The sequence below is a fragment of the Coprococcus sp. AF51-11b1 genome (assembly GCF_027682785.1).
Classification (GTDB): domain Bacteria; phylum Bacillota; class Clostridia; order Lachnospirales; family Lachnospiraceae; genus Allocoprococcus; species Allocoprococcus comes.
The window spans coordinates 1-283 of record NZ_JAQCZB010000040.1 but is presented as its reverse complement, the minus strand read 5'-3'; the positions used below and the strand labels follow the sequence as shown (position 1 = coordinate 283).

1 rRNA gene is annotated in these 283 nt (G+C 47.7%); it reads right to left on the bottom strand.

What is annotated here, in order from left to right:
* Nucleotides 1-7 precede the first annotated feature (7 nt).
* A 5S ribosomal RNA gene (gene rrf / locus PGY05_RS16495) occupies nucleotides 8-125 on the bottom strand.
* Nucleotides 126-283: the final 158 nt, after the last annotated feature.

Genomic DNA, 283 nt, shown 5'->3' with positions numbered 1-283 from the left:
TTTTATAATCTGGCGGCCACCTGCTCTCCCACACCGTCTCCAGTGCAGTACCATCGGCCGATCAGGTCTTAACCATCGTGTTCGGGATGGGAACGGGTGTGTCCCCTGACCGCATCGCCACCAGAAATATTGAGTTCTTAGCGAAGTCCTTTTGAGCTTAGAACTCAAATTGTTCTTTGAGCCCTGTGAAAAGAACTTCCTTTATTGATAACTCAACAATAGACAACTTTCCTTACTTCTTCTTCCTTAGAAAGGAGGTGATCCAGCCGCACCTTCCGATACG